This window comes from Actinophytocola oryzae (assembly GCF_004364325.1).
Lineage (GTDB): Bacteria > Actinomycetota > Actinomycetes > Mycobacteriales > Pseudonocardiaceae > Actinophytocola > Actinophytocola oryzae.
The window spans coordinates 71590-92553 of the sequence record NZ_SOCP01000027.1 but is presented as its reverse complement, the minus strand read 5'-3'; the positions used below and the strand labels follow the sequence as shown (position 1 = coordinate 92553).

The 20964-nt window shown below is 71.4% G+C and carries 21 protein-coding genes; 3 read left to right on the top strand and 18 right to left on the bottom strand.

Features of this window, described 5'->3' with window-relative positions:
* Positions 1-118: 118 nt before the first annotated feature.
* The gene (locus tag CLV71_RS44115; protein WP_133908946.1) at positions 119-748 is read right to left on the bottom strand and encodes a response regulator transcription factor; all 630 of its coding nucleotides are present in this window, start codon (positions 746-748) and stop codon (positions 119-121) included.
* 62 nt (positions 749-810) lie between these two features.
* The gene (locus tag CLV71_RS44110) at positions 811-1359 is read right to left on the bottom strand and encodes a type VII secretion system-associated protein (protein ID WP_133908945.1); all 549 of its coding nucleotides are present in this window, start codon (positions 1357-1359) and stop codon (positions 811-813) included.
* A 198-nt stretch (positions 1360-1557) separates the two neighbouring features.
* On the opposite strand from CLV71_RS44110, the gene eccD reads away from it, so the two are divergent.
* Positions 1558-2949 (top strand): type VII secretion integral membrane protein EccD, encoded by a 1392-nt coding sequence (eccD, locus tag CLV71_RS44105; RefSeq protein WP_133908944.1) that lies wholly within the window; start codon positions 1558-1560, stop codon positions 2947-2949.
* Positions 2949-4379 (top strand): type VII secretion protein EccB, encoded by a 1431-nt coding sequence (gene eccB / locus CLV71_RS44100; RefSeq protein WP_133908943.1) that lies wholly within the window; start codon positions 2949-2951, stop codon positions 4377-4379. The genes eccD and eccB overlap by 1 nt, the downstream gene beginning before the upstream one ends.
* Positions 4380-4404: 25 nt before the next feature.
* Here eccB and CLV71_RS44095 read toward each other — a convergent pair whose 3' ends face one another.
* The 13 genes from CLV71_RS44095 to CLV71_RS44035 form a co-directional block, all read right to left on the bottom strand.
* Positions 4405-6222 (bottom strand): acyl-CoA dehydrogenase family protein, encoded by a 1818-nt coding sequence (locus CLV71_RS44095; protein WP_133908942.1) that lies wholly within the window; start codon positions 6220-6222, stop codon positions 4405-4407.
* Positions 6219-7436, bottom strand: coding sequence for a beta-ketoacyl-[acyl-carrier-protein] synthase family protein (locus CLV71_RS44090; RefSeq protein WP_133908941.1), 1218 nt, complete (start codon positions 7434-7436; stop codon positions 6219-6221). The genes CLV71_RS44095 and CLV71_RS44090 overlap by 4 nt, the downstream gene beginning before the upstream one ends.
* The gene (locus tag CLV71_RS44085) at positions 7433-7684 is read right to left on the bottom strand and encodes an acyl carrier protein (protein ID WP_243867397.1); all 252 of its coding nucleotides are present in this window, start codon (positions 7682-7684) and stop codon (positions 7433-7435) included. The genes CLV71_RS44090 and CLV71_RS44085 overlap by 4 nt, the downstream gene beginning before the upstream one ends.
* 178 nt (positions 7685-7862) lie before the next feature.
* Positions 7863-8765, bottom strand: a complete 903-nt coding sequence (locus tag CLV71_RS44080; protein WP_133908939.1) for a hypothetical protein — start codon at positions 8763-8765, stop codon at positions 7863-7865.
* 218 nt (positions 8766-8983) lie between these two features.
* A complete protein-coding gene (locus CLV71_RS44075; RefSeq protein WP_133908938.1) occupies positions 8984-9502 on the bottom strand; it encodes a sigma-70 family RNA polymerase sigma factor in 519 nt (172 codons plus the stop codon).
* Positions 9503-9647: 145 nt separating this feature from the next.
* Positions 9648-9884, bottom strand: coding sequence for an acyl carrier protein (locus tag CLV71_RS44070; protein ID WP_133908937.1), 237 nt, complete (start codon positions 9882-9884; stop codon positions 9648-9650).
* Between the two features lie 30 nt (positions 9885-9914).
* A complete protein-coding gene (locus CLV71_RS44065) occupies positions 9915-11135 on the bottom strand; it encodes a beta-ketoacyl synthase N-terminal-like domain-containing protein (RefSeq protein ID WP_133908936.1) in 1221 nt (406 codons plus the stop codon).
* A complete protein-coding gene (locus CLV71_RS44060) occupies positions 11132-12370 on the bottom strand; it encodes a beta-ketoacyl-[acyl-carrier-protein] synthase family protein (RefSeq protein ID WP_133908935.1) in 1239 nt (412 codons plus the stop codon). The genes CLV71_RS44065 and CLV71_RS44060 overlap by 4 nt, the downstream gene beginning before the upstream one ends.
* Positions 12363-13145: a VOC family protein gene (locus CLV71_RS44055; protein ID WP_243867395.1), complete on the bottom strand. Its 783-nt coding sequence runs from the start codon at positions 13143-13145 to the stop codon at positions 12363-12365. Before CLV71_RS44055 ends, CLV71_RS44060 begins: the two co-directional genes overlap by 8 nt.
* Before the next feature lie 157 nt (positions 13146-13302).
* Complete coding sequence (locus CLV71_RS44050) at positions 13303-13812, bottom strand: cupin domain-containing protein (protein WP_133908934.1); 510 nt, start codon at positions 13810-13812, stop codon at positions 13303-13305.
* A gap of 7 nt (positions 13813-13819) precedes the next feature.
* Positions 13820-14305, bottom strand: a complete 486-nt coding sequence (locus CLV71_RS44045) for an SRPBCC family protein (protein WP_133908933.1) — start codon at positions 14303-14305, stop codon at positions 13820-13822.
* Positions 14306-14313: 8 nt separating this feature from the next.
* Complete coding sequence (locus CLV71_RS44040; RefSeq protein ID WP_133908932.1) at positions 14314-15537, bottom strand: amidohydrolase family protein; 1224 nt, start codon at positions 15535-15537, stop codon at positions 14314-14316.
* Positions 15534-16496, bottom strand: a complete 963-nt coding sequence (locus CLV71_RS44035) for an aldo/keto reductase (protein ID WP_243867393.1) — start codon at positions 16494-16496, stop codon at positions 15534-15536. Before CLV71_RS44035 ends, CLV71_RS44040 begins: the two co-directional genes overlap by 4 nt.
* A gap of 277 nt (positions 16497-16773) precedes the next feature.
* On the opposite strand from CLV71_RS44035, the gene CLV71_RS44030 reads away from it, so the two are divergent.
* Positions 16774-18384, top strand: a complete 1611-nt coding sequence (locus CLV71_RS44030) for a thiamine pyrophosphate-binding protein (protein WP_208298029.1) — start codon at positions 16774-16776, stop codon at positions 18382-18384.
* Positions 18385-18402: 18 nt separating this feature from the next.
* Here CLV71_RS44030 and CLV71_RS44025 read toward each other — a convergent pair whose 3' ends face one another.
* The 3 genes from CLV71_RS44025 to CLV71_RS44015 form a co-directional block, all read right to left on the bottom strand.
* Positions 18403-18711: a transposase gene (locus CLV71_RS44025; RefSeq protein ID WP_133908929.1), complete on the bottom strand. Its 309-nt coding sequence runs from the start codon at positions 18709-18711 to the stop codon at positions 18403-18405.
* 112 nt (positions 18712-18823) lie between these two features.
* Positions 18824-19651 (bottom strand): EamA family transporter, encoded by an 828-nt coding sequence (locus CLV71_RS44020; RefSeq protein WP_133908928.1) that lies wholly within the window; start codon positions 19649-19651, stop codon positions 18824-18826.
* Complete coding sequence (locus CLV71_RS44015; protein ID WP_133908927.1) at positions 19651-20877, bottom strand: Glu/Leu/Phe/Val dehydrogenase dimerization domain-containing protein; 1227 nt, start codon at positions 20875-20877, stop codon at positions 19651-19653. The genes CLV71_RS44020 and CLV71_RS44015 overlap by 1 nt, the downstream gene beginning before the upstream one ends.
* Positions 20878-20964: the final 87 nt, after the last annotated feature.

Sequence of the window (20964 nt, the reverse complement as noted above, 5' to 3'; positions counted from 1 at the left end):
AACGCCATCCAACCGTCCGACGACGCCTCGAGATCCTTCTCGTCACCCTCCGGCCACGGCATCCCCACCGTCACCAACAACAACTTCTGCAAGGAGTCCGGCAGGTCCGTCACGACGGTCAGATCACCCCTGCGCGCAGCGCATAGGCGACCGCATGTGGCCGGCTGCGGAGCTGCAGGCGGCTCGTGAAGCGGTAGATCATGTTCTTGACGGTGCGCTCCGAATAGGACAGCTCACTCGCGATCTCCGCGGTGTCCAGCCCCTCGGCCATCAGCCGCACCACATCGATCTCCCGCGACTTCAGGCCAGCCGCGTTCAGGCCCTTCGGGCTGAGCACGTCGTTCTGGAGGTAGTTGACGTGGTGCAGGACCTCGCCGAGGAGGTCCGGCGGCAGCAGGCCACCACGGGCCGCGGTCGCCACCACGCTCTGCCGCAACCGATCGCCGGTCGCCATGGCCCTCGACAGGATCGCCCGCACCCCGCACTCGACGGCGACGAGCAGGTCGGCCTCGCTCACGTCGTTCGCCACGAGCACGATCGGCTTGCCCGCCCGCGACTCCCTGCGCAGCGCGGCGAACGTCCCGGGGCTCAGGCACTCCGGCGCGAACAGGACCACGTCCGCCTCCGCTCGGCGGTCGGGTTCCAGCAACGTCACCTCGGCCAGCGACTCCAGGTACCGGGTGAGTCCCGCACAGCTGAGGACATCCGCCGCCAACACGACGACTCGGACGCACTGTTCTGTTCGCATGGGAGCCTCCCGCCACTCCGTTCCACCGCGACACCATGTCCGCGGTGGAAGTGTGCGCGGGGCTACTTCACGTCCGCTCCATCAACCGCGGCGCCCTCGGGCCTGGCCACGAACTCCTTGATCGCCGAGGCCAGCACACGCATCGAGTACGGCGCACCGGGATTGACCAACACGTCGACCCCGTCGTCCGGCAGCACCCCGGCAAGGTCCCGCAGTGTCACCATCTCCAGCCAGCTCGGCGCGGCGACCCGCACCCGGTGCGCCGGCGCGGTGACGACCAGCATCGAGGGCACCTCGTCCGGCGACGGCGCGATCACCGCGGCACCGGCCTCGTCGACCGCCACGCCGAGGTACACGTCGTCCAGCACGGCGAGCAGGCGGTCGCCGTCGGCGTCGCCACGCACCACCAGTCGCAGCACGGCGTCCGCGGGATCGGTCGGCGAGTCCGGTCGTGTCGGCCGGTAGCGCGGGCTCGGCTCGAACCGGTCACCGTCGGCACTGGCGCGCCAGCCGCCGAGGACCGCCTCGGGCGGTGGCGCGTCACCCTCGCGCGCGGGCGACCATTCCGGGTCGATCAGGACCACCATCTCCCGCCGGGCGTCATCAGCCATGGGCCGAGCATCGCACGGCACCGCCGGGTGCCGCGTCCACTGTGCCCCGAAGCGCCCTCCCAGCGGGCCGTACGCACGGGGCGACCGCCGCCGGTGAGTGGTTTCCCAAGGAGCACGTCCGCACCGGCCCTCGCCACCTCTACCCGCGACGGCCGGTCCCTACGTTGGTAGTCACCCCACCAGGGAAGGGAACGGGACGTGGCAGTTGACGAGCAGGCCCAGCAACGCGTCGGCGCACCGGGACGGCTGCGGTTCGTCCTCGGCGCCGACGCCGTGGACATCGCGGTGCCCGCCGACGTGCCGCTGGCGGACGTGCTGACGGCCATCCTGGCGCAGTTCCGCGTCCCGCCGGCCCCTGCCGGCTGGTGGGTCGCGCAGCGGCTCGGTGAGACCCCGCTCGACCAGGAACGCACCTCGACCCAGCTCGGCCTGCTCGACGGCGAGTGGATCCACCTGCGACCGGGCGACTCGCCGCTGGCCGTCACCGCACCGGACGACCCCGGCGCCGAGGGCGTGGAGGCGGCCGGGCGGCTGCCGCTGTGGTCGGCCGCACACGCGATCCTGGCCCGGCAGCTGGGTGTGACGGCCGCGTTGCTCGCCGGCCTCGTCGTGCTGCTCACGAGCGCGCCCGTGACGGTGCAGATCCCCGTGTCCGGTGTCTCGGCCGTGTTGCTCCTCGTCGCGTCCGGGGTCGCGAGCTGGTCCGGCCGGAGCAGGCGCACCGCGACGCTGCTGGCCGCGGTGGCGACCTGCTACGCCGCGTCTTCCGGCTGGCTCATGGTGATGGCGACGCATCCCGTGGCCTCGGGGGCCGCGCAGTGGGCGGCGGCAGCGGCGGCGGCAGCGGTCGCGGTGTGTGCCGGGCTCGCGGGTGCCGCGCACGCGGCGCCGGTGTTCGCGGGTGCCCTGACCACGATCGTCATGCTGCTCATCCCGATCACGCTCGTCGCTCTCGGGTCGGCGAGCCCGCCACACGCCGCGGCGATCGGGCTCACGGTCACGCTGGTGGTGGTGCTTTTCGTGCCGGGCTCGGCGTTCCGGCTCGGCGGACTGTCGCTGCCGCTGCTCCCGACCAACGCCGACGAGCTCCGCGAGGACATCGAACCGTTGCCACACCGGACAGTCGTGGAGCGCGGCGCGAACACCCTGCGGTACCTGAAGGGCCTGCACACCGGCCTGGGCATCGCGCAGTGCGTGCTGCTCGCCTTCCTCCTCACGGAGGACGGCGCGTTCGCGTTCTGGTTCACCATCGCGGTCACCCTCCTGCTGTTCCTCCGCGCCAGGCACCTCAGCGGTGCCGTGCAGCGGTGGGCCGTCCTGGTGCCCGGCGCGTTCGCGGCGGTGTCCGTGGTCGTGCGACGGGTGTCCGGTGAGGACAGTCCGTCCGGCGTGCTGCTGCACGCGTGGTTCCCGGTGTTCACCGCCGGGGTCGTGCTGTTGCTGCTGAGCACCCGGCTGCCGGGCAGGCGGCTCAAGCCCTACTGGCTCAGGGGTGTCGACATCCTCGAGTCCCTCACGGCGGTCGCCGTGTTCCCGTTGCTCCTCGGCGTTCTGGACGTCTACAACACCATGCGAGAGTTGGGATCCTGATGCAGTCACGGCGGGACCAGGTCCACGCGTACTTCTTCGTCGTCGGCCGCCTCGTCTCGGCGCTGACCCACGGCAGACCGGACATCCTCGAACCACCGAACCGGCGCTTCAGCACGGCGGGCATCATCGGTGTCCTGCTCACGGTCGTGCTCGTCGGGGCGTTCTGGATCATCGGCATCTACGCGCCGACCACCAGCACGACCTGGCAGCAACCGGGCACGATCATCATGGACGAGGACACCGGGGCGCGGTACCTGTACCTGGACGGGGAGTTGCGGCCCGTGCTCAACTACACCTCGGCGCGCCTCGCCGTCGGCTCCGACGGGTCCGGTGCGGTGGAACAGGTGTCGGCGAAGTCGCTCGCGGGCACGCCCGTCGGCGCGACCATCGGGATCCCCGGCGCACCGGACGCGCCGCCGGCCGCGGGCAGCATGCGCTCCGGGCCGTGGACGGTGTGCCTCGGCCTGCCGGACGACACGCGGGCCTCGCCGTCGGTCACGCTGATGATGACCGGCGAGACCGGCAGGAAACTAGACGCGCGGCAGGGAATCCTGGTGTCCGGCCCCAACGGGTCGCAGTACCTGCTGTGGCAGGGGCACCGGTACCGGTTCGCCGGCGACGTCGCGGCGCGGGCGCTCGGCTACGGCGGGGTGGCCCCGCTCGCGGTGCCGGCGAGCTGGCTCAGCCCGATCCCGGTCGGCCGGGATATCACGGTGCCGGTGATCGCCGGCACCGGTTCGCGGGGACCGGTGATCGACGGCGAGCCGACACTGATCGGCCAGCTGTACAAGGTGCACAACCCGGCGACCAACGGCGACGAGACGTACGTGGTCCGCGAGGACGGCCTGTCGCGGCTCAACCGGACCACCGAGGCACTGCTGCTGTCCGCTCCGTCCACGAAGGACGCCTACCCGGACGGCGACGTCCACGTGATCCCCGTCCAGCCGGGATCGCTCGCCGACGTGCCGGTGTCCGGCAGGACCGACCTCGTGTCCGGGTACCCGTCGCCGCCACCGGCTCTCGTGAACGGCTCGCTGGACAGCGGGGCGTCGCCCTGTGCGCACTTCGCCCTGTCGGCCGAGGGCAAGGCCCCGGTCACGACGTTCACCACGATGCCGACGGCGGCGATCACCCTGCGCGCGGTCGAGACCCCGTCCGACGGGTCCACTGTGGACCATCTGGCCATTCCGAAGGGCACCGGCGTGCTGGCAGGCGACCTCCCGACCACTGGCGCCAGGACAGGTGCGGTCTACCTGATCACCGACCTCGGTGTGAAGTTCCCGCTCCTGGACGAGTCGGTGGCCGAGACACTGGGTTACGACCAGAACGCGGCGGTCGACGTGCCCAACCAGCTACTGGCCCTGCTGCCGACCGGGCCGGTGCTGAGCCAGGCCGCCGCACTCACGCCACGACCGGCCGCCACCGAGTGACGGCCGGTCGGTGAGGTCCCGATGGTCAGCGGCGGATCGACCGGACGTACCGGTCGACCGCCGCCACGGGGTCATCCTGGGCGATGGGTGCCCGCAACAGCTCCGGCGACAGGTTGAACCCGTCGACGAGCAGGTGCGAGGACCCGGCGAGCTGCTCGCACACCGTGTCGACCAGGTCCGGCAGGGCGATGACCTGCTCGGCAGTGACACACCCTCTTGCGAGGTACCACCCGGCGTCGTCGCGGAGGTGCAGCAGCCCGTAGAGGGACGCGAGCAGGCGCAGCGGCGTCCGCAGCGCGCCCGACTCGACGCCGTCCACCGCCTGCCAGAACGAACGCAGGACCAGATGCGTCCCGTACGCCTCCGCCATGTCGAGCACGCGGTTCATGTTGTCGTTCCACGCCGAGGAGAACGGCGCCCGGTCCATGCGCTGCCGCGTCTCGCGACGAAGCGTCTCGTCCTTGTAGGAGAACAGGTCCATCACGAACCGCCCGTCCAGTAGGGACTGTCCGTCCGGGTCCGGCCTGGTCGCGCCGGCACCCCGAGGTGCGAGCAGCTCGCCCGCCACGGTGAGGAGCAGCGGCAGGTTGTCGCCCTCCGCGGTGACCACGCCCTGTGCCATGGCGACGTAGTCGGCGATCCTGTTGACCGAGAACACTCCCTGCGCCCCGACCCGTTCGCGGCACACGGTGATGACGCCGGTCATCTCCCAGCTCGACAGTGCCTTGGCGATCGCGATCTTCCGGTGCAGGCCCTCGGGCGCCTCCCCCCGCACGTAGTCCCGTTTCACCTCGTTGAGGAAGACCGTCATCGCGTAGACCCGTGACAGCGCACCGAGCAGCGCGACCTGTTGGCTGCGCAGGGACATGACCTGCACGGTGCCGCGGCCCGGCGCGGCGGTCTCCCGGCGCCACGAGTACCGCACCGCCAGGTACACCGCCGCTCGTGAGGCCGCGACCAGCGCCGCCGCCAGGCTGATCCTGCCGGCGTGGACCCGGTCGAACGAACGCAGGAAACGGCCACGCCTGCTGAGTGGGCTGATGAACACACCGTCCGCGGACAGCTCGCCGAAGTCCCCGGAGAGCAGGTTCGCCCGGGGCAGGCGGACGTGGTCGAACCAGGTCACCCCGTTGTCGAGTGCGAGCCCCGGCTTGTCGGGACACCTGTGTGTCACCACACCGGGGCACGGGCCGTCCGCGTCCGTGATCCGTACCAGGAAAGGGAACACGCCCTGATCCCGGCCGTCGACCACGAGCCTGGCCAGCACGACCGCGATCTTGGGGATGTCGGTGATCCCGCAGTAGGGCATGAACTTCTGCGCCCTCGGTGACGGGGTGTTCAGCACGAACGTGTCGGTCGCCTGGTCGTACACTGCTTCCGTCTCCAGCGCGGAGACGTTGTTGCCGAAGCCGATCTCGGTCGCGGCGAACATGCCGACCGCCGACATGTCGTCCAGTTCGTCGAGATAGGGCTTCAGCTCGGGGCGTCCGGCCCCGAACCGGAGGATCGTGCCGACGCACAGGTTGTAGTGCACGGCCGAGAGCGGCAGCGTCGTGCTGTCGAGCAGGCACGACCACTCGCCAACCGCGAACAGCGTCCAGGGGTCGGCGGCGACGTCCCGCGCCGGGCCCAGCGCCCGGTGCACGTGCCGGATCCGTTCGTAGGAAAGCCTTCCCGCCTCGACCATGTCGAGACCCTCGCGCTGGTCGAAGATCGGGTCGCGTACGAGCTCCGCGAGCCGCCGGTGGTGGCTCTCGTACAACCCGTCGAAGACCAGCGCCACCAGCTCCGCCCGATCCTCCTCGGTGTACTCGGCCTCCATGGGCTTCCTGGTCGCGGTCACGGTGCCGTCACCACCAGGGTCGCGTTCTGGCCGCCGAAGCCGATCGAGTTGCTCATCGCCGCCCGGACCGCGCTGTCCCTGGCCACCGTCGGCAAGTCGAGATCGAGGCGGGGGTCGGGCCGGTGCAGGTTCGCGTTCGGCGGCAGCCGGTCACGCTCGACGGCGAGGACCGTGTAGCCGGCCTCGATCGCCCCCGCGGCGCCCAGGGTGTGTCCGGTGACCCCTTTGGTCGAGCTGACGACCGCGCCTGCCCCCAGCACCCTGGCGATGGCCTCGCCCTCGATCACGTCGTTGAGCGGGGTCGAGGTGCCGTGTGCGTTCACGTAGCCGATGTCGGCGGGGGTCACCCCGGCGTCCGCCAGCGCCGCCCGCATGGCCCGCTCGACCCCACCACCAGTCGGGTCCGGAGTGGACACGTGATGGGCGTCGGTCGACGCGCCGTAACCGGTGAGGTGTGCACGGACCCGTGCGCCGCGGGCGCGGGCGTGCCGCTCGTCCTCCAGGACCAGCATTCCCGCCCCCTCGGCCATGACGAACCCGTCGCGGTCCACGTCGAACGGCCGCGAGGCGAGCGACGGCTCGACCCCGCGCCTGGACAGGGCCCGCATCCGCGCGAAGACCGAGACGTGGAGTGGCGTGACGGCCGCCTCCGCGCCGCCCGCGATCACGATGTCGGCGGCGCCGGACCGGATGAGGTCCCTGGCCAGTCCGACAGCGGTCGCCCCCGAGGCACAGGCCGTGCTCACCCCGAGGCTCGGGCCTCGCGCGCCGAACTCGATCGCCAGCTGGCCCGCCGCCATGTTGGGCATGCTCATCGTCATTGTGAACGGGGACACCGCGGCGGGCCCGCGCTCGCCGAGAACGGCGGACTGGGCGGCGAGCGTGGCCACTCCGCCCGCCCCCGTGCCGACCACCACGGCCACGCGGTGGTCGTCCCAGCTGGCGGGGTCGAGCTTCGCGTCCTCGACGGCCTCGTGCGCCGCGACCGACGCGAGCACCTGGAAGCGGTCCAACCGGTCGCCGCGGCGCGTGCCCGGCCGGGTGGCCCCGTCGAGATCCGGGACCACACAGGCGAAGTCGACGGGCAGGCCGGCCAGCTCGGGCTGGACCGCCGCGGTCGGGCGGGCGGCGAGGACACGGGACCAGTTGTCCTCGACACCGACGCCCGCGGGGGTGACCAGACCGAGTCCGGTCACCACCACGGTGCGGGTCATGAGGTCGCCGCCGCGGTGGCACCCTTGGCCCGCAGAGCGGAGATCACCTCGCCGAGCGTCGGCAGGTTCACCATCTCGTCGTCGGTGATCGTGACGGCGTACTTCTGCCCGAGCACGTCCCCGAACTCGATCTGTGCGAGGGAGTCGAGACCGATGTCGTCCAGGGACGCGTCCATGGCCACATCACCCGCCTCGACCTCGAACCTCGTCACCAGCAACTCGCGCACCTCGTCGGAAAGATCGCTCACGCGCTTGTCCCTTCTCCTGTGTGACATGCGGTGCCCCGCGAGGAGTCGTTCCCGCGCGGCCGACCGCACCGACGGTAGGAGGTCGAGACGCGCGTGACGCGTGTCGTGCCGATCGAGGAAACAGGTCTGCGCGAACGTGCCCGGTCCACGGTCACACCGTGGACCGGGCACGCCGGGGTCAGCCGAGGAACACGGAGGCCACGGTGTCGTCGAACCCGATGGTGGACAGGTCCTCGACATCACCGTCGATGACCGTCGACTCACCCGTGCAGTCCTTCTCGGACCAGATCTTCAGCGACCCCTCGGCCCTGATGGAGGAGGTCAGGTTCGGCCGGGCGAGGTTCTGGCAACCCTGGCCCGAGACACCCTGCGACGCGCCGCTGTCGCTGAACCCGGGCTCGTCGAACAGGATCGCGCTCGTGGCCTTCTGGCCGTCGCCCTGGGGCACGACGACGCTTTCGCTGGGCTCCGCCGCGTCGCCGGAGTCCGCGCCGGCCTTCTGGCCGTCCGGGGTCACGCCGAACCACGTGCCGCCCACGCCCTGGCCCAGGGTGTCACCGGGCTTGGTGTCCTTGGCGAACCGGTAGACCGGCCAGCCGCCGATGGTCACCTGCAGGCTCCCGTCACCACGTTCGACGACGCCCACCGCGGACTTCTCCACGCCGTCGATGAAGATCCTGCCGTTCTTCGCCACCGTCACCGGCGGCCACGTCACGGCGCAGTCACCGTCGCAGTTGGACTTCGACGGGCTGGCGGTGTCCTTGTCGAACCGGTACAGCGTCAGCCCCGCACCGTTGACGACCACGGGGTCGAGGTCGCCCGCCGCGCCGGCCTCGAGCTGGACCCACTTCTGCGCGACCGACTTCTGCGCCGTGTTGGCCGTGCCGTCCGCGCCGGTCGCCCAGTCGCCGGTCTTCGGCGTCGCGTTGTTCGACTTGGCCGTGCCACCGAGCAACGAGAAGGTCCGCGTGGCGGCCTCCGCCGCCCCTTGTGTTCCCCCGTCCTCCCCGCCACACGCGGACAACAGCACCGTGCCGGCGGCGAACAACGCGGCGACAGCCGCAAGACGCTTGTGAGACATGAAATCCCCTCCCAGGACCTGTGGTGGTTCGGACTCTCCGAACCTCCTCGGGCCCACACACGTGGCTCGTGTCGAGATCGGTTCACCCGCCCCGACTTTCGGGCAAGTGCGGTGCATGAACGACCCCACGTCCCTGTGTCGCCCCAGTTCCGAGCCGTAGGCTGGCAGTCGACGACACCAAGAGACGGGACCGACGAGCCGTGGTCGCGGCCGGGTCCTCAACCCGCCCCTTCCAGGCTCGGCATGACGTCACGCAGTGCACGCAAGGCGTGATACGAGCGGGACTTCACCGTGCCTTCCGGGATCCCCAGTGTCACGGCGGCTTCTCGCACGGTCTGCCGCTCGTAGTACAGGGTCCGCAGCACGGCGCGGTGGTCGGCGGACAGCTGGGCGAGCGCGTCGAGCACCACCACGGAGTCGACGACCTGGTCGGCGTGATCGTCGGTCATCGGTCCACCGTCCTCCAGCTCGGGCAGCTCGGTCGGCCGTGCCCTGCGCGCCCGCACGGTGTCGATGACTATGTTGCGCACCACCGTCAGCAGCCAGCCGCGAACAGAACCCCTACCGTTGGCCATGCTTTCCGAGTTGCGCCAGGCACGGACGAGCGCCTCCTGCACGGCGTCCTCGGCCGCCGCGACATTGCCGGTCAACCTGGTCGCGTAGAACAGCATCGCCTTGCCGTGCTCGTCGTAGATGGACCGCACCAGCTCCTCGTGTCGGCTCCTCGTCCCCGCCATGTGTCCACAGTGCACCACCGACGACCGAGAAGCCGGGAACCAGCGGCAGTCCGGGGCGACAACTGCCCGAGGGATCACCCCGGCTACCCGAAACCGCCCCGCTGGAGGCACGAGGTGGCCGAGACGGGCGACCCTGAAGCGGTGGTCATCCGAGCCGGGCCCGCAGCAGCTCGTTGACACGCGTGACAAGGCGGTCCGGGACGGTCAGTCCCTCGAACTCGATGTCCGGGATCTTGATGTCCAGCTCACGTTCGAGCTTGGCGAAGGCCGAGATGCGGGACAGCGAGTCGTAGCCCTGCTCGTCGAACTCCATGTCGCCACGCAGTTCGTCAGGAACCGGGACGAGGGCCTGCCGCACGTTGTCGATGGTGATCGCGTCCATGTGTGTCTCTCCGTTCTCCGAAACAGCTGTTCAGCCAACTCCCCGGACGACGACCGCGGAGTTGAACCCTCCCTTGCCGCGCGCGAGGACGAGCGCGACGTCCACGCGACCGGGCCTCGGCGTACCGAGGACGACATCGATCCCGTACTCGGCCGGCACGTCGGTGGTGTGCACGGCGGGTGGCAGCACCTGGTCGCGGATCGTGAGCAGGGCGGCCACGACGTCCAGCGGTCCGCCACCGGAGAGGAGGCGCCCCGTGCCCGACTTGGGGACGGCCACGGGCACCCCGTTCCGGCCGAACATGCCGCGGACCACGTCGGCCTCCTCGGCGTCGAACCGGGGGACGCCGGCCGCGTCCGCGAACACGGCGTCGACATCCCGTGCGGTGAGTCCCGCGTCGTCGAGCGCCAGCTCCGCGGCCCGGCGCAGTCCCGGCGGACGGCCGGTCCCGTCCCTGGGGTCGAAGGTGGCGGCGTAGCCCGCGATCTCCCCGTAGGCCGCCTGTCCCCGGTCGCGTGCCTCTCGATGGTCCTCGAGCACGAGGAACGCGCCACCCTCGCCGGGGACGTGGCCGTTCGCCGCGCTGTCGAAGGGCAGGAACGCGCGGTCCGGCCGGTTCGCCTTGCTGGCCCTTCCGCTGGTCTGGTGGGCGAGCCAGCCCCACGAGTCGAACGCGGAGTCGACGCCGCCGCACACCACGAGCCGCGTACCGGCGCGCACCAGACGCCGCGCGTCACCCAGGGCGTCGAGCCCGCCCGCCTGCTCGGCCGACACGGTCCCGCCGGCACCGCGCAGTCCGTTCAGTATCGAGATCTGCCCCGTGTTGACCGCGTAGAACCACGCGATACTCCCGTACACGCTGACCTCCCGAGGGCCCTGTGCCCACAACCGCCGGAAGTCGTCGTGGATGTAGGCCGCGCCACCGGAGGAGTTCGCGGTCACCACGCCGGCGCGGTACTCCGCACGCAGCGTCGGGTCGACCGCGGCGTCGTCCAACGCCTCCGCGGCGGCCACGAGCGCATACCGCGTCGAGACGTCGGTCTGGGGCAGGAACCGGAGCGGGAGCTCGCCGACGCGCGAGTCGAAGCCGGCCACCCGGCCCGCCAGGGCCACGGGGTACCGCGCGTCCACGACGTCCGCCATCCCCCGGATGCCGTGTCGCCGGTCCAGGGTGGCTGCCCAGAACTCGGCCGCCGTGGTGCCGGTCGGCGCGACCACCCCGATCCCGGTCACGACGACGGACGTGGTCATGACGGCCGCCGGAGCACAGCCGCGCTCTGGAACCCGCCGAAGCCGCTGCCCACGCTCACCAACGTCCCGACGCGGTGTTCTCGTGCCGTGAGCGGCACGTAGTCGAGGTCGCAGTCCGGATCCGGATCGTGGAGGTTGGCCGTCGGCGGGACGACTCCCCGGTCGAGGACGAGTGCGCACGCGGCCAGCTCGATCGATCCGACGGCACCCAGGGAGTGCCCGATCATCGACTTGATCGAGCTGACGGGGATCCTCCTGGCGCGGTCCAGGAGACTGGCCTTGATCGCGGCCGTCTCGTGTCGGTCGTTCTGGGCCGTGCCGGTGCCGTGCGCGTTGACGTAGTCGATGTCGTCGACGTCGGCGCGTGCGTCCGCGAGCGCGGCGCGGACGGCCTCGGCCAGTTCCGGACCCTCCGGTGTGAGCCCGGTCATGTGGAAGGCGTTGAACCTCGTCGCGAACCCCGAGAGCTCCGCGTAGACCCGCGCACCACGGCGGCGGGCGTGCTCATCGCTCTCGATCACGAGCACCGCCGCCCCCTCGGCCAGCACGATGCCGTCCCTGGCACGGTCGAACGGCCGGCAGCGACCCTGTGTCGAGGTGGCGCGGATCGCGTCGAAGCACGCGACGACGATCGGCGTCACCGCCGCCTCGGTCGCCCCCGCGACGACCACGTCGGCCGCCCCGTCCCGGATGATCCGCAACGCTTGTCCGACCGCGTCGAGACCCGCCGTGCAGCCGTCGGTCACGAGGGAGACGGGCCCCTCCGCGCGGACGGTCCAGGCGACCTCCACCGCGGCGGTCGACGGGGTCAGGTAGTCGTACAGGTGGGGCGAGGCGTAGGCGGGGTCGACCACCCGCTCCCGGCCGCCGTCGGAGAGCACCACGTACTCCCGTTCGAGGCTGTTGATCGAGCCGAGTGCGGTGCCGAGGCTGACGCCCGTCCGGTGGGGGTCGAGCCGGTCGAGGTCGAGTCCACTGTCGGCGATCGCGTCGCGGGCGCACGCCACGGCGAACTGCGTGGCCCGGTCCATGCGACGGACCTCGCGCCGCGTGAGCCCCTCGGCCTCGGCGTCGAAGTCACACTCGCCCGCGGCACGCGACCGGAACTCCCCCGCGTCGAAGAAGGAGATCGGCCGGGTCACGGTTCGGCCGGACGTGAGCGTGTGCCAGAACTCCTCGAGCCCGTTCCCGCCGGGAGTGCGCACGCCGATGCCGGTGACCACCGCGCTAGGCATCCGCGTGTGCTCCCGCCATCAGGGCGCCGAGGTCGTCCGGCCGCAGGAACGACGGTGGCGGCGGCGGTCCCCAGCTGAGCACGGCACGGGCGGCGGTGAACACCTCCGGCTTCCACAGCTGGTCGTCGAGGACGGTGTCCATGTCCGAGTAGTACTCGGCGAAGTTGCCGGCCGGATCCCTCAGGTACCAGAAGAAGTTCGACCCCGCGTGGTGCCGCCCGAGCCCCCAGACGTGGCGGTCGGGGTGTCCCCGCAACATCGCCGACGCACCGCGCCCGACCTCGTTGACGTCGTCGACCTGCCAGGACGTGTGGTGCAGGAAGGACACCGGAGCGCCCAGCAACAGGACGTTGTGGTGCTCGGTGGAGCAGCGCAGGAACGCGCCCCGGGTGCCGACGAGATCGCTCACCCTGAACCCGAGCCCGTCGCGGAAGAACGACAGTGTGGTCTCGAACCCGGTGGTGCCGAGCGAGACGTGTCCGAGTCTCCTCGGCCGCACCCGGTCGGCTCGCAGGACTCCTGGCGCCCTGCGATCGGGCCGGTCGATCCTGCCGGGAGCGTTGTGCGGCACCGGCTCTGGCGGGTGCTGGACGACCCTGGGTTCGACGCGGAGCACGGTGAGGACGCCCGTGACCGGCTCCACAGCGCGCAGCGAGCCCGGGGTCACCGCGCACTCGAACCCCAGCGCGGTGAGCCGGGTGCGTGCGGCGCCGATGTCGTCGGGGGTGTCCACCCCGACGGTGATGTCCACCAGCCTGCGCCTGGGTGCGGCCACCAGCCGGAGCTGTGGGCCGCCGTCCCGCGTGCTGAACCAGCCGCCGGTGCCGGGCGTGAGCCCGAAGTCCGCGTAGTACGCCGCCGCCGAGGCCGGGTCGGGGACCCCCCAGCGTCACGGCTGCCATCCGGTGCGATGCCACGTCTGCCTCCTCCGGTCACGTCCTGGCCGAGCGGAGCGGGGTGAGCTGCTCGATGTCGTAGCGCTCCCGCAACGCGCGTACCTCGTCGGTCGTGTCACCGCGCCTCGCCGCGAGCAGTGCCAACAGTTCGTCGAAGTAGTCCTCGTGGTGGGCGGGCGGTGCCGTGTGGAGCAACAGCCGCGCCGGCTCCGGGCCGGGGTTCGAGAACCCGTGTGGGATCCCGGGTGGCACGTGTACGACCGTGCCCGCCGCGGCCCGGACGACTCCCTCACCCTCGGGGGAGCGCCACGCGTGCCAGTCGTCGCCGGTTCTCGCCACCGGCTCGAAGGCGAAGATCTCGACCTCGCCCCGCAGTACGTAGAAGAACTCCTCGCTACGGCGGTGCACGTGCGCGCCGACGTCGAACCCGACCGGGATGGCGGCCTCGAACAGCGAGCCGGCGGCCGACCGCTCGCTCGAGATCTTCACCCGGAGTCCGAACGGCGGCACGCCGGCCCGCCTGCCTTCACCAGGGGGGACCAACATGGTGGTGTCAGCCCCTGGAGAGCTTCCTGCGCAACGCCTCCATGGTCGGCGCGAACACGTGGACCCGGACGAGGGTGGCCAACGCCTCCGGGTCGGTGACCGACGGGGTCAGGGCGAACGTGCACGACCTGAAGACGAACGCGCTGTCGGTGTCGTACACCGGCCACACCTGGTAGGTGCCCCGGTAGTCGAGGACCGGGAGCGTGCCGGTCAGCTGCTCGTAGGTCTGCGTCATGGTCGAGTCGTCATTGGACAGCAGCCGTTCACGGGATCCGTTGCGGCCGTGCCGGATCACCCGGACCGCCCCGGGCACCGTGTCGTCGTGACCGTCCTCGATCTCACAGCTGTCGATGGTCGGGATCCAGTCGGCGAGGTTGCCGAAACTACGCAGGTAGCTCCACACCTCGTCGGCGGGAGCATCGATGACGGTGCTCCACCTGATCTCCATGGTCTCTCCCGTGGCGGACTCCGCGACGGCAGGGGCGGCGTTCATCGAGCTCACTACCCTTCTCTGTCCACGATTGCCGGTTGACGACGGCGTTCGACGCGCTGTCCACGCCGCCAGACGCCGATCAGGTCACGAGTACGGGTGATGTCCTCGGCGGGGTTGCCTCGGACGAGGACGAGGTCGGCCTGCAGCCCGCCGCGCACGTGCCCGCGATCGGACAGTCCGAACCGGCCGGCGGGCGCCGACGTCGCCGCGGCGAGGGCCTGGCGCGGGCTCATGCCGCACTCGACGAGCAGCTCCAGCTCGCGGTGCAGGCTCGCGCCGTGTGCCGTGCCGTGGGCGATGGCGTCGGTGCCCGCCAGGAGCGTCCCGCCCGCCGCCGCCAGCATGGCCACCGCCTCGCGGGCATGGCTCAGGTCGAGCTCAGGGTTCTCGCCGAGCACGCTTTCCAGCCTCGCCTTCGCGGACGCCGACAGGAACGGGGTGATCCGCGGGTCCCGGGCCAGCTCGGCTCCGCTGGGGCGGCCACACAGCGACTCGAGCATCGTCAGGGTGGGCACCACGAACACCCCGGCCGACACGATCTCGTCGATGAACGGTGGCTCCGGTTTCTCGTCGACGAACAGATGCGCCAACCCATCGACCCCGGCGGCGACCGCGGCCCGCGCGGCCGCCTGGTCCACGGCGTGCGCGATCGAGAGCACCCCGTTGGTCCGCGCGGCCTCGACCAGGGCCGCGACCGTGTCGGTGTCCAGACAGGGACGCCCGTCCCCTGGCGTCAACCGGCCGGCGAAGATCTTGAGGTACTGCGACCCCTCGGCCATCCGCCGGGCCACGAAGTCCGCCGCCTCCCCCGGGGTGGACAGCGTCGGGAACTCGTCCAGCCAGTCGACCGACTCGACCAGCTGGCTCGGGTGGCCACCCGGTGCGGTGGCACCGATGCCCGCCGACAGCACGTCGGCCATGCCGAGGTCGCGCCGCGCCGTCGCACGCTGCTCGCGGTGCAGCTCCGGTGGGCACATCATGTCCAGCACGGTCGTGACGCCGAACGTGATGGCCTCCCGGAGAGCGCCCGGCTCGGCGTGCACGTGGCAGTCGATCAGTCCCGGCAGGAGTGTCGCGTCGGGTTCCTCGACGACGACCGCGTCCGAGGGCGCCAGGACGTCGGCCCCCGGCGGCGCGACGAGTGCGATGCGCCCGTTCTCGACGAGGACGGAGGCCGCGTCCAGGATCTCGGCGCCGTCGAACACCCGCACGTCGCGGAAGAGCGTGCTCATGAGACGGCGTCCCCCCAACGGAACCTCCTGGTGATCCGGTCGAGCCGGGACAGCAGACCGTCGTCGAGGACCACGTCCGCCGCGGCGAGCGTGTCCGTCAGCTGCTCGGGGCGACTCGCCCCGATGACCGGCGCCGTTACGGCGGGGTTCGCCATCACCCAGGCGACCGCGAGCGTCGCGGGCGGCAGGCCCGCCTCGCCGGCCAGCGCGCCGATCTCGGCCACGGCGTCGAACGCGGCGTCGCGCCAGTACCGGATGCGGTAGATGCTCGCCGCCTGCCCGAGGGCGAACCTCGAGTCCCCGTCCGGCGCACGGCCGCGATCGTGCCTGCCGGTCAGCAGTCCCCCGGCGAGCGGGTTGAAGGCGAGCACACCCACCTCGTCCTCCGCGCACAGCGGTAGCAGCTCCCGTTCCGCCTCCCGGAAGAGCAGGTTGTACCGCGGCTGCACGCTGTCGAAGCGGGCGAGGGAGAGCACCTCGCTGCGGCCGAGCGCCTTCGCCAGCTGGTAGGCGAGGAAGTTCGAGCAGCCGATGTACCGGACCTTGCCCGACCGCACGAGGGAGTCGAGCGCCGACAGCGTCTCGTCGATCGGGGTGTCCGGGTCGGGGGCGTGGAGCTGGTACAGGTCGATCCAGTCCGAGCGCAGCCGCCGCAGCGACGCCTCGACGGCGGCCATGATGTGCCGGCGCCCCGCGCCCTGCTGGTTCGGCCCCGGTCCCGTCCGGTACCGGAACTTGGTGGCGATGACGTACTCGTCGCGCCGCCCGGAGACCCAGTCGCCGACGATCTCCTCTGCTCGTCCGACGTGGTCGGCGAACTCGTCCTCCGGCGCGAGCAGCGCCGGGTAGACGTCGGCCGTGTCGAAGAAGTCGATACCGGCGTCCGCCGCGCGACCCATGATCTTCTGGGCCGCACCGACATCGCTCTGCAAACCGAAGGACAGTGTGCCCAGGCACATGGGTGAGACCTTCAAACCCGTGCGCCCCAACCGAACGTGACGCATTGTCGTCGTCCTATCAGCCGATGTGGGTGGGAATCGACGTCACTGTCAAGGACTCGGGGTCGAATGTACGGAGGAGGAGGGCGGTTCAGGCCAGCCCCGGTGATGATCGTTGCCCGTAGTACCCGCATCGCGCGAGTGATCGGGCAGAACGCGATCGTCGCAAGTGGATGATTCGATCGACGCGGCTAGAATGGCGCCGACTCGCCGTCCTGTGAACGGGGTTCGCATGTCCATGTCGAGGAACGGCGGTGCGCTCGCGGTCGAGACCCTGACCGCGTTGGGTGCGCGGACGGTGTTCGGTGTGCCGGGGCAGCACGCGCTCGCCCTGTTCGACGCGCTGGCCCGGTCGCCGCTGCGGTTCGTCGGCGGGCGGACCGAGCTGAACGCGGCGTACGCCGCCGACGGCCACGCCAGGGTCACCGGTGCGGTGACGCCGTTGATCGTCTCCACCGGCCCCGGTGCGCTCAACACGCTCGCCGCCCTGCAGGAGGCCGCCGCGGCCTCGGTGCCGGTGCTCGGCATCAGCAGCCAGATCCCGAGGGCCGGACTCGGCGGCGTGCGGGGCGGCTACCTGCACGAGCTGACCGACCAGCTCGCGAGCTTCCGCGACGTCGTCAAGTACGCCCGCGTGGTGCGCTCGGTGGCGCAGCTCCCTGCCGTGCTCGCGCAGGCGTGGGAAGCGGCTTCGACCGCGCCCTGTGGGCCGGTGTGGGTGGAGATCCCGCAGGACGTGCTGCTCGAACACACCGACCTCCCGGCCCCTCGGCCGGTCGAGGTGCGACCACGCCTTCTCCTGCCGCGCCAGGAACTTCTCGACGAGGCCGCGGCGCTGCTGGCGCGGGCCGAGCGGCCCGTGATCCTCGCGGGCGGCGGTGTCGTCCGAAGTGGAGCGACGGCGGAGCTGCTGACGCTGGCGGAGAGACTGCGTGCCCCGGTGGTGACGACGTTCGGCGGCAAGGGCGCCTTCCCTTGGCACCACCCGCTTTCCGCTCGTTCGTTCCTGGAGGACCGGCACACCACCGAGTTCCTGGCCGACGCCGACGTGCTCCTGGTCGCCGGCTCGGGCCTCGGCGACCTGTCCACCAACTACCGCACCTTCCGCCCGCGTGGCCACCTCGTCCACGTCGACGCCGACGCCGACAGGCTCGGCGCCAACTATCCGGCACTCGCCCTGCACGCGGACGCCCGAGAAGCCCTGCACGCACTGGCCGACGCCGTGCCGGCACGGGCGGCCGACGGCCGGGCCGAGGAGTCGGTGCGGACACTGCTGGCACTGGTCGAAGACCGGCTGGCGAAGCAGGACCTCGAGCTGGAGCAAGGAGTGCTGGCGTCGGTGCGTGCCGCGGTGCCCGACGACGTGCCGACGGTGTGGGACATGACGATCCTCGGCTACTGGGCCTGGTCCGCCTGGGACCCCCGCACCGGCGGGCAGCACTCGGGGCAGGGCGCCGGCGGGCTCGGGTACGGGCTGCCGGCCGCGCTGGGCGCCGCCGTCGCGAGAGGCGGCCCGGTCCTCGCCGTCTCCGGCGACGGCGGCGCCATGTACTCCCTGTCGGAGCTGGCGACCCTGCGCCAGCACGACCTGCCGGTCACGTGGCTCGTCGTGGACGACGGCGGCTACGGCATCCTCCGCGAGTACATGACCGACGAGTTCGGCTCGGCGTTCGCCACCGAGCTGACCAGCCCGGACTTCGTGGCACTCGCGGCGTCCTTCGGTGTGCCGGCCGTGCTGAGCAGCCCGGAGACCCTCCACACCGACCTCGCCGAGGCACTGGCCGCCACGGGCCCCAGCGTCGTCGTCCTGCCGGCCACGCCGCGCATGTTCGCGCCGACACACCTCTAGGGCCTGTATCGAAGTTGGTCAGAGCCATTCGTTGATGGCGGCGATGTCAACACTGACACCCCACATGATCCGCCCGCCAACGTCGGCCAAGGCCTGCAACGCGATCACCAACCGCTGCAGACGCCGTTGCGTTTGCCACCGCCGAAACAACGCATACGCCGCCGACCACGACCCATACACGCTCGGCATGTCCCGCCACGGCGACCCTGTCCGCACCCGCCACCGAATCCCATCCACCAACAGGCGTCTGTTCCACGACGACGACCGACCCGACCGCACAGGCTGGGACACCAGCCCCTCCAGCAACGACCACTGCGCGTCGGTCATGTCGAACCGCCTCGTCACCGCTAGGGTGTCCACCTCATCTATTTGATCAACGACACGCCAGAACAGCCCCTCATCATCCAGCCTTCAGCGGGTCACCACTTCGATACAGGCCCTAGACCGCGACGAGCACCAGTGCGCCCGCCGCGAGGCCGAGACCGGCGAGCTGCGTGCGTGCCACCCGTTCCCGGTCGACGATGAGTGCGAGCACGATCGTCGCGGCGGGAGCCAGTGCGGTCAGCGGGCCCACCACGCTGAGCAGGCCGCTGCCGAGCGCGAAGAGGTAGAACGCGAACCCGCTCGTGTCCAGGACGCCGGCGACCACGACCAGACCCCACGGCACGGCACGGAGACCGCCCTGGCGCGCGGCGAGCACGGCCACCGCGGCACACAGGATCGACGTCGTGCGGGCACCTACCAGCGGCCACAGGCCCGCGTTCGCCGCCGGACCGCCGACACACACGAGCTGCATCCCCAGCCCGCAACCCGCGGCCAGCGCGGTCCAGAAGGCAGGCAACGAGAACCGCACCCGCCCACCGCCCCGGTTGACCAGCGCGATGGCGAGGACCGCGCAGCACACGCCGCCGAGCGCGAGCCCGCTCGGCCACACGTCCATGAACAGCCCCAGCACGAACGGCACGACGGCCACCGCCACCGCCACCACCGGGGCCACGAGGGTCATCGCCCCGCTCGCCAGGCTCTTCAGGAACAGCACCATGCCGATGAACCCGCAGGCGCCACCCATGGCTCCCCAGGCGAACCCGGACCACTGTGGACCGGGCGGTGACGTCACGACGAGCCACCCCACGAGCACCGGCAGCGCCAGCACCTGGGAGAACAGCAACACCGCCGTCGCGGGCGCGTGCCGGCTCGCCTTGCCGCCGAGGTAGTCCGCCGTCCCCCACCCCGCGGCGGCGAGGGCGGCGAACACGACGACGACCACTAGGCCGCCTCGGTGTCGTTCAACCGCTCGGACAGGCGAGCGAACCGGGCGTCGGCGATCAGCCGCGCCGCCTGTCTCGGCGGCACCTGCTCCTGCCTGGCCAGGACGAGGGTCTCCTGGACGAGCGCCCGCAGCGACGAACGCACCTTGGCGAAGGACTCCCCCGCGTCGGCGGCGACGTCGCCGAACAGCGTCCACCACCACCACGCGTTCGTGCCGGAGTTGACCACGACGTCCGGCAGTGTCACGGTACCCCTGGCCGCGAGGTGGTGCTCCGCGTACCGGGTCACCGGCAGGTTCGCCGCCTCCACGATGTACCTGGCGCTGATCCGGTGCTGGTTCTCCTCGGTGACGCAGTACGACGTCGCCGCCGGCACCAGCACGTCGGCCTCGACATCCAGCCACGCGTCGACGCCGAGCGGCTGGTCGCCGGCACGCAGCTTCGACCGGTCCATCAGCCCGAGCGGCAGCCGGGCGGCGAGCATGGCCTCGACGTCGAGGCCGTGCGGGTTGGCGACCGTGCCCAACGCGTCGGTGATCGCGACCACCCGCAGGCCGGCCTCGGCCAGGAACCGCGCGGTGGCACCGCCCATGGTGCCGAAGCCCTGCACGACCGCCGTCGCACCCACCCGGTCGACCCCGTCGAGGTCCATCGCGGCGAGGACGGACTCGGCGACACCGCACCCGCCGACCAGCTCGCTGAGCCTGATGCCGTCGACGGTGACGGCGAAGGCGCCGGTGAACCGCCGCAGTGCGGCGACCGGGTCGTCGACCACCCGCAGCGCGGGGGCCACGCAGTTGGCGACACCGAGTGCGGCGAGGGTCACGTCGATGGTCTCGCTGGACGTGCCGAGGTCGTCGCCCGTGGCCCAGTTCCGCTCCAGGTAGGGCCGGATGAACCGGAGGAACCGGTAGAGCACGCCGGGCGCGGCGGCGCCGGCCGGGTCGCAGTCGATGCCGCCCTTGGCGCCGCCCATCGGGATGTAGCGGTCGGACGGGTTGTAGTGCAACGCTTCCTTGACGCTCATCGCGGCGGCGAGCTGGCGGACCTCCTCGAAGGTGCAGCCAGGCCGCATCCGCAGCCCGCCACTGGCAAGCCCTCGGACCAGGCGGTCGATGACGAGGTAGGCCCGGTGCCCGGTGACGGGATCCGTCCAGATGATCGCCGCCTCCGGTGAGGTGCCGCTCTCGACCAGGAGCGAGTCGGGGGTGAGCTGAGCGGTCATTCCTACGCCCTCCAAGCACAGTGCCAGCGACCGTGTTACGCCCTTGTTTCCGCGAGCACGAACTTACGGATCTGACCGTTGGTTCAG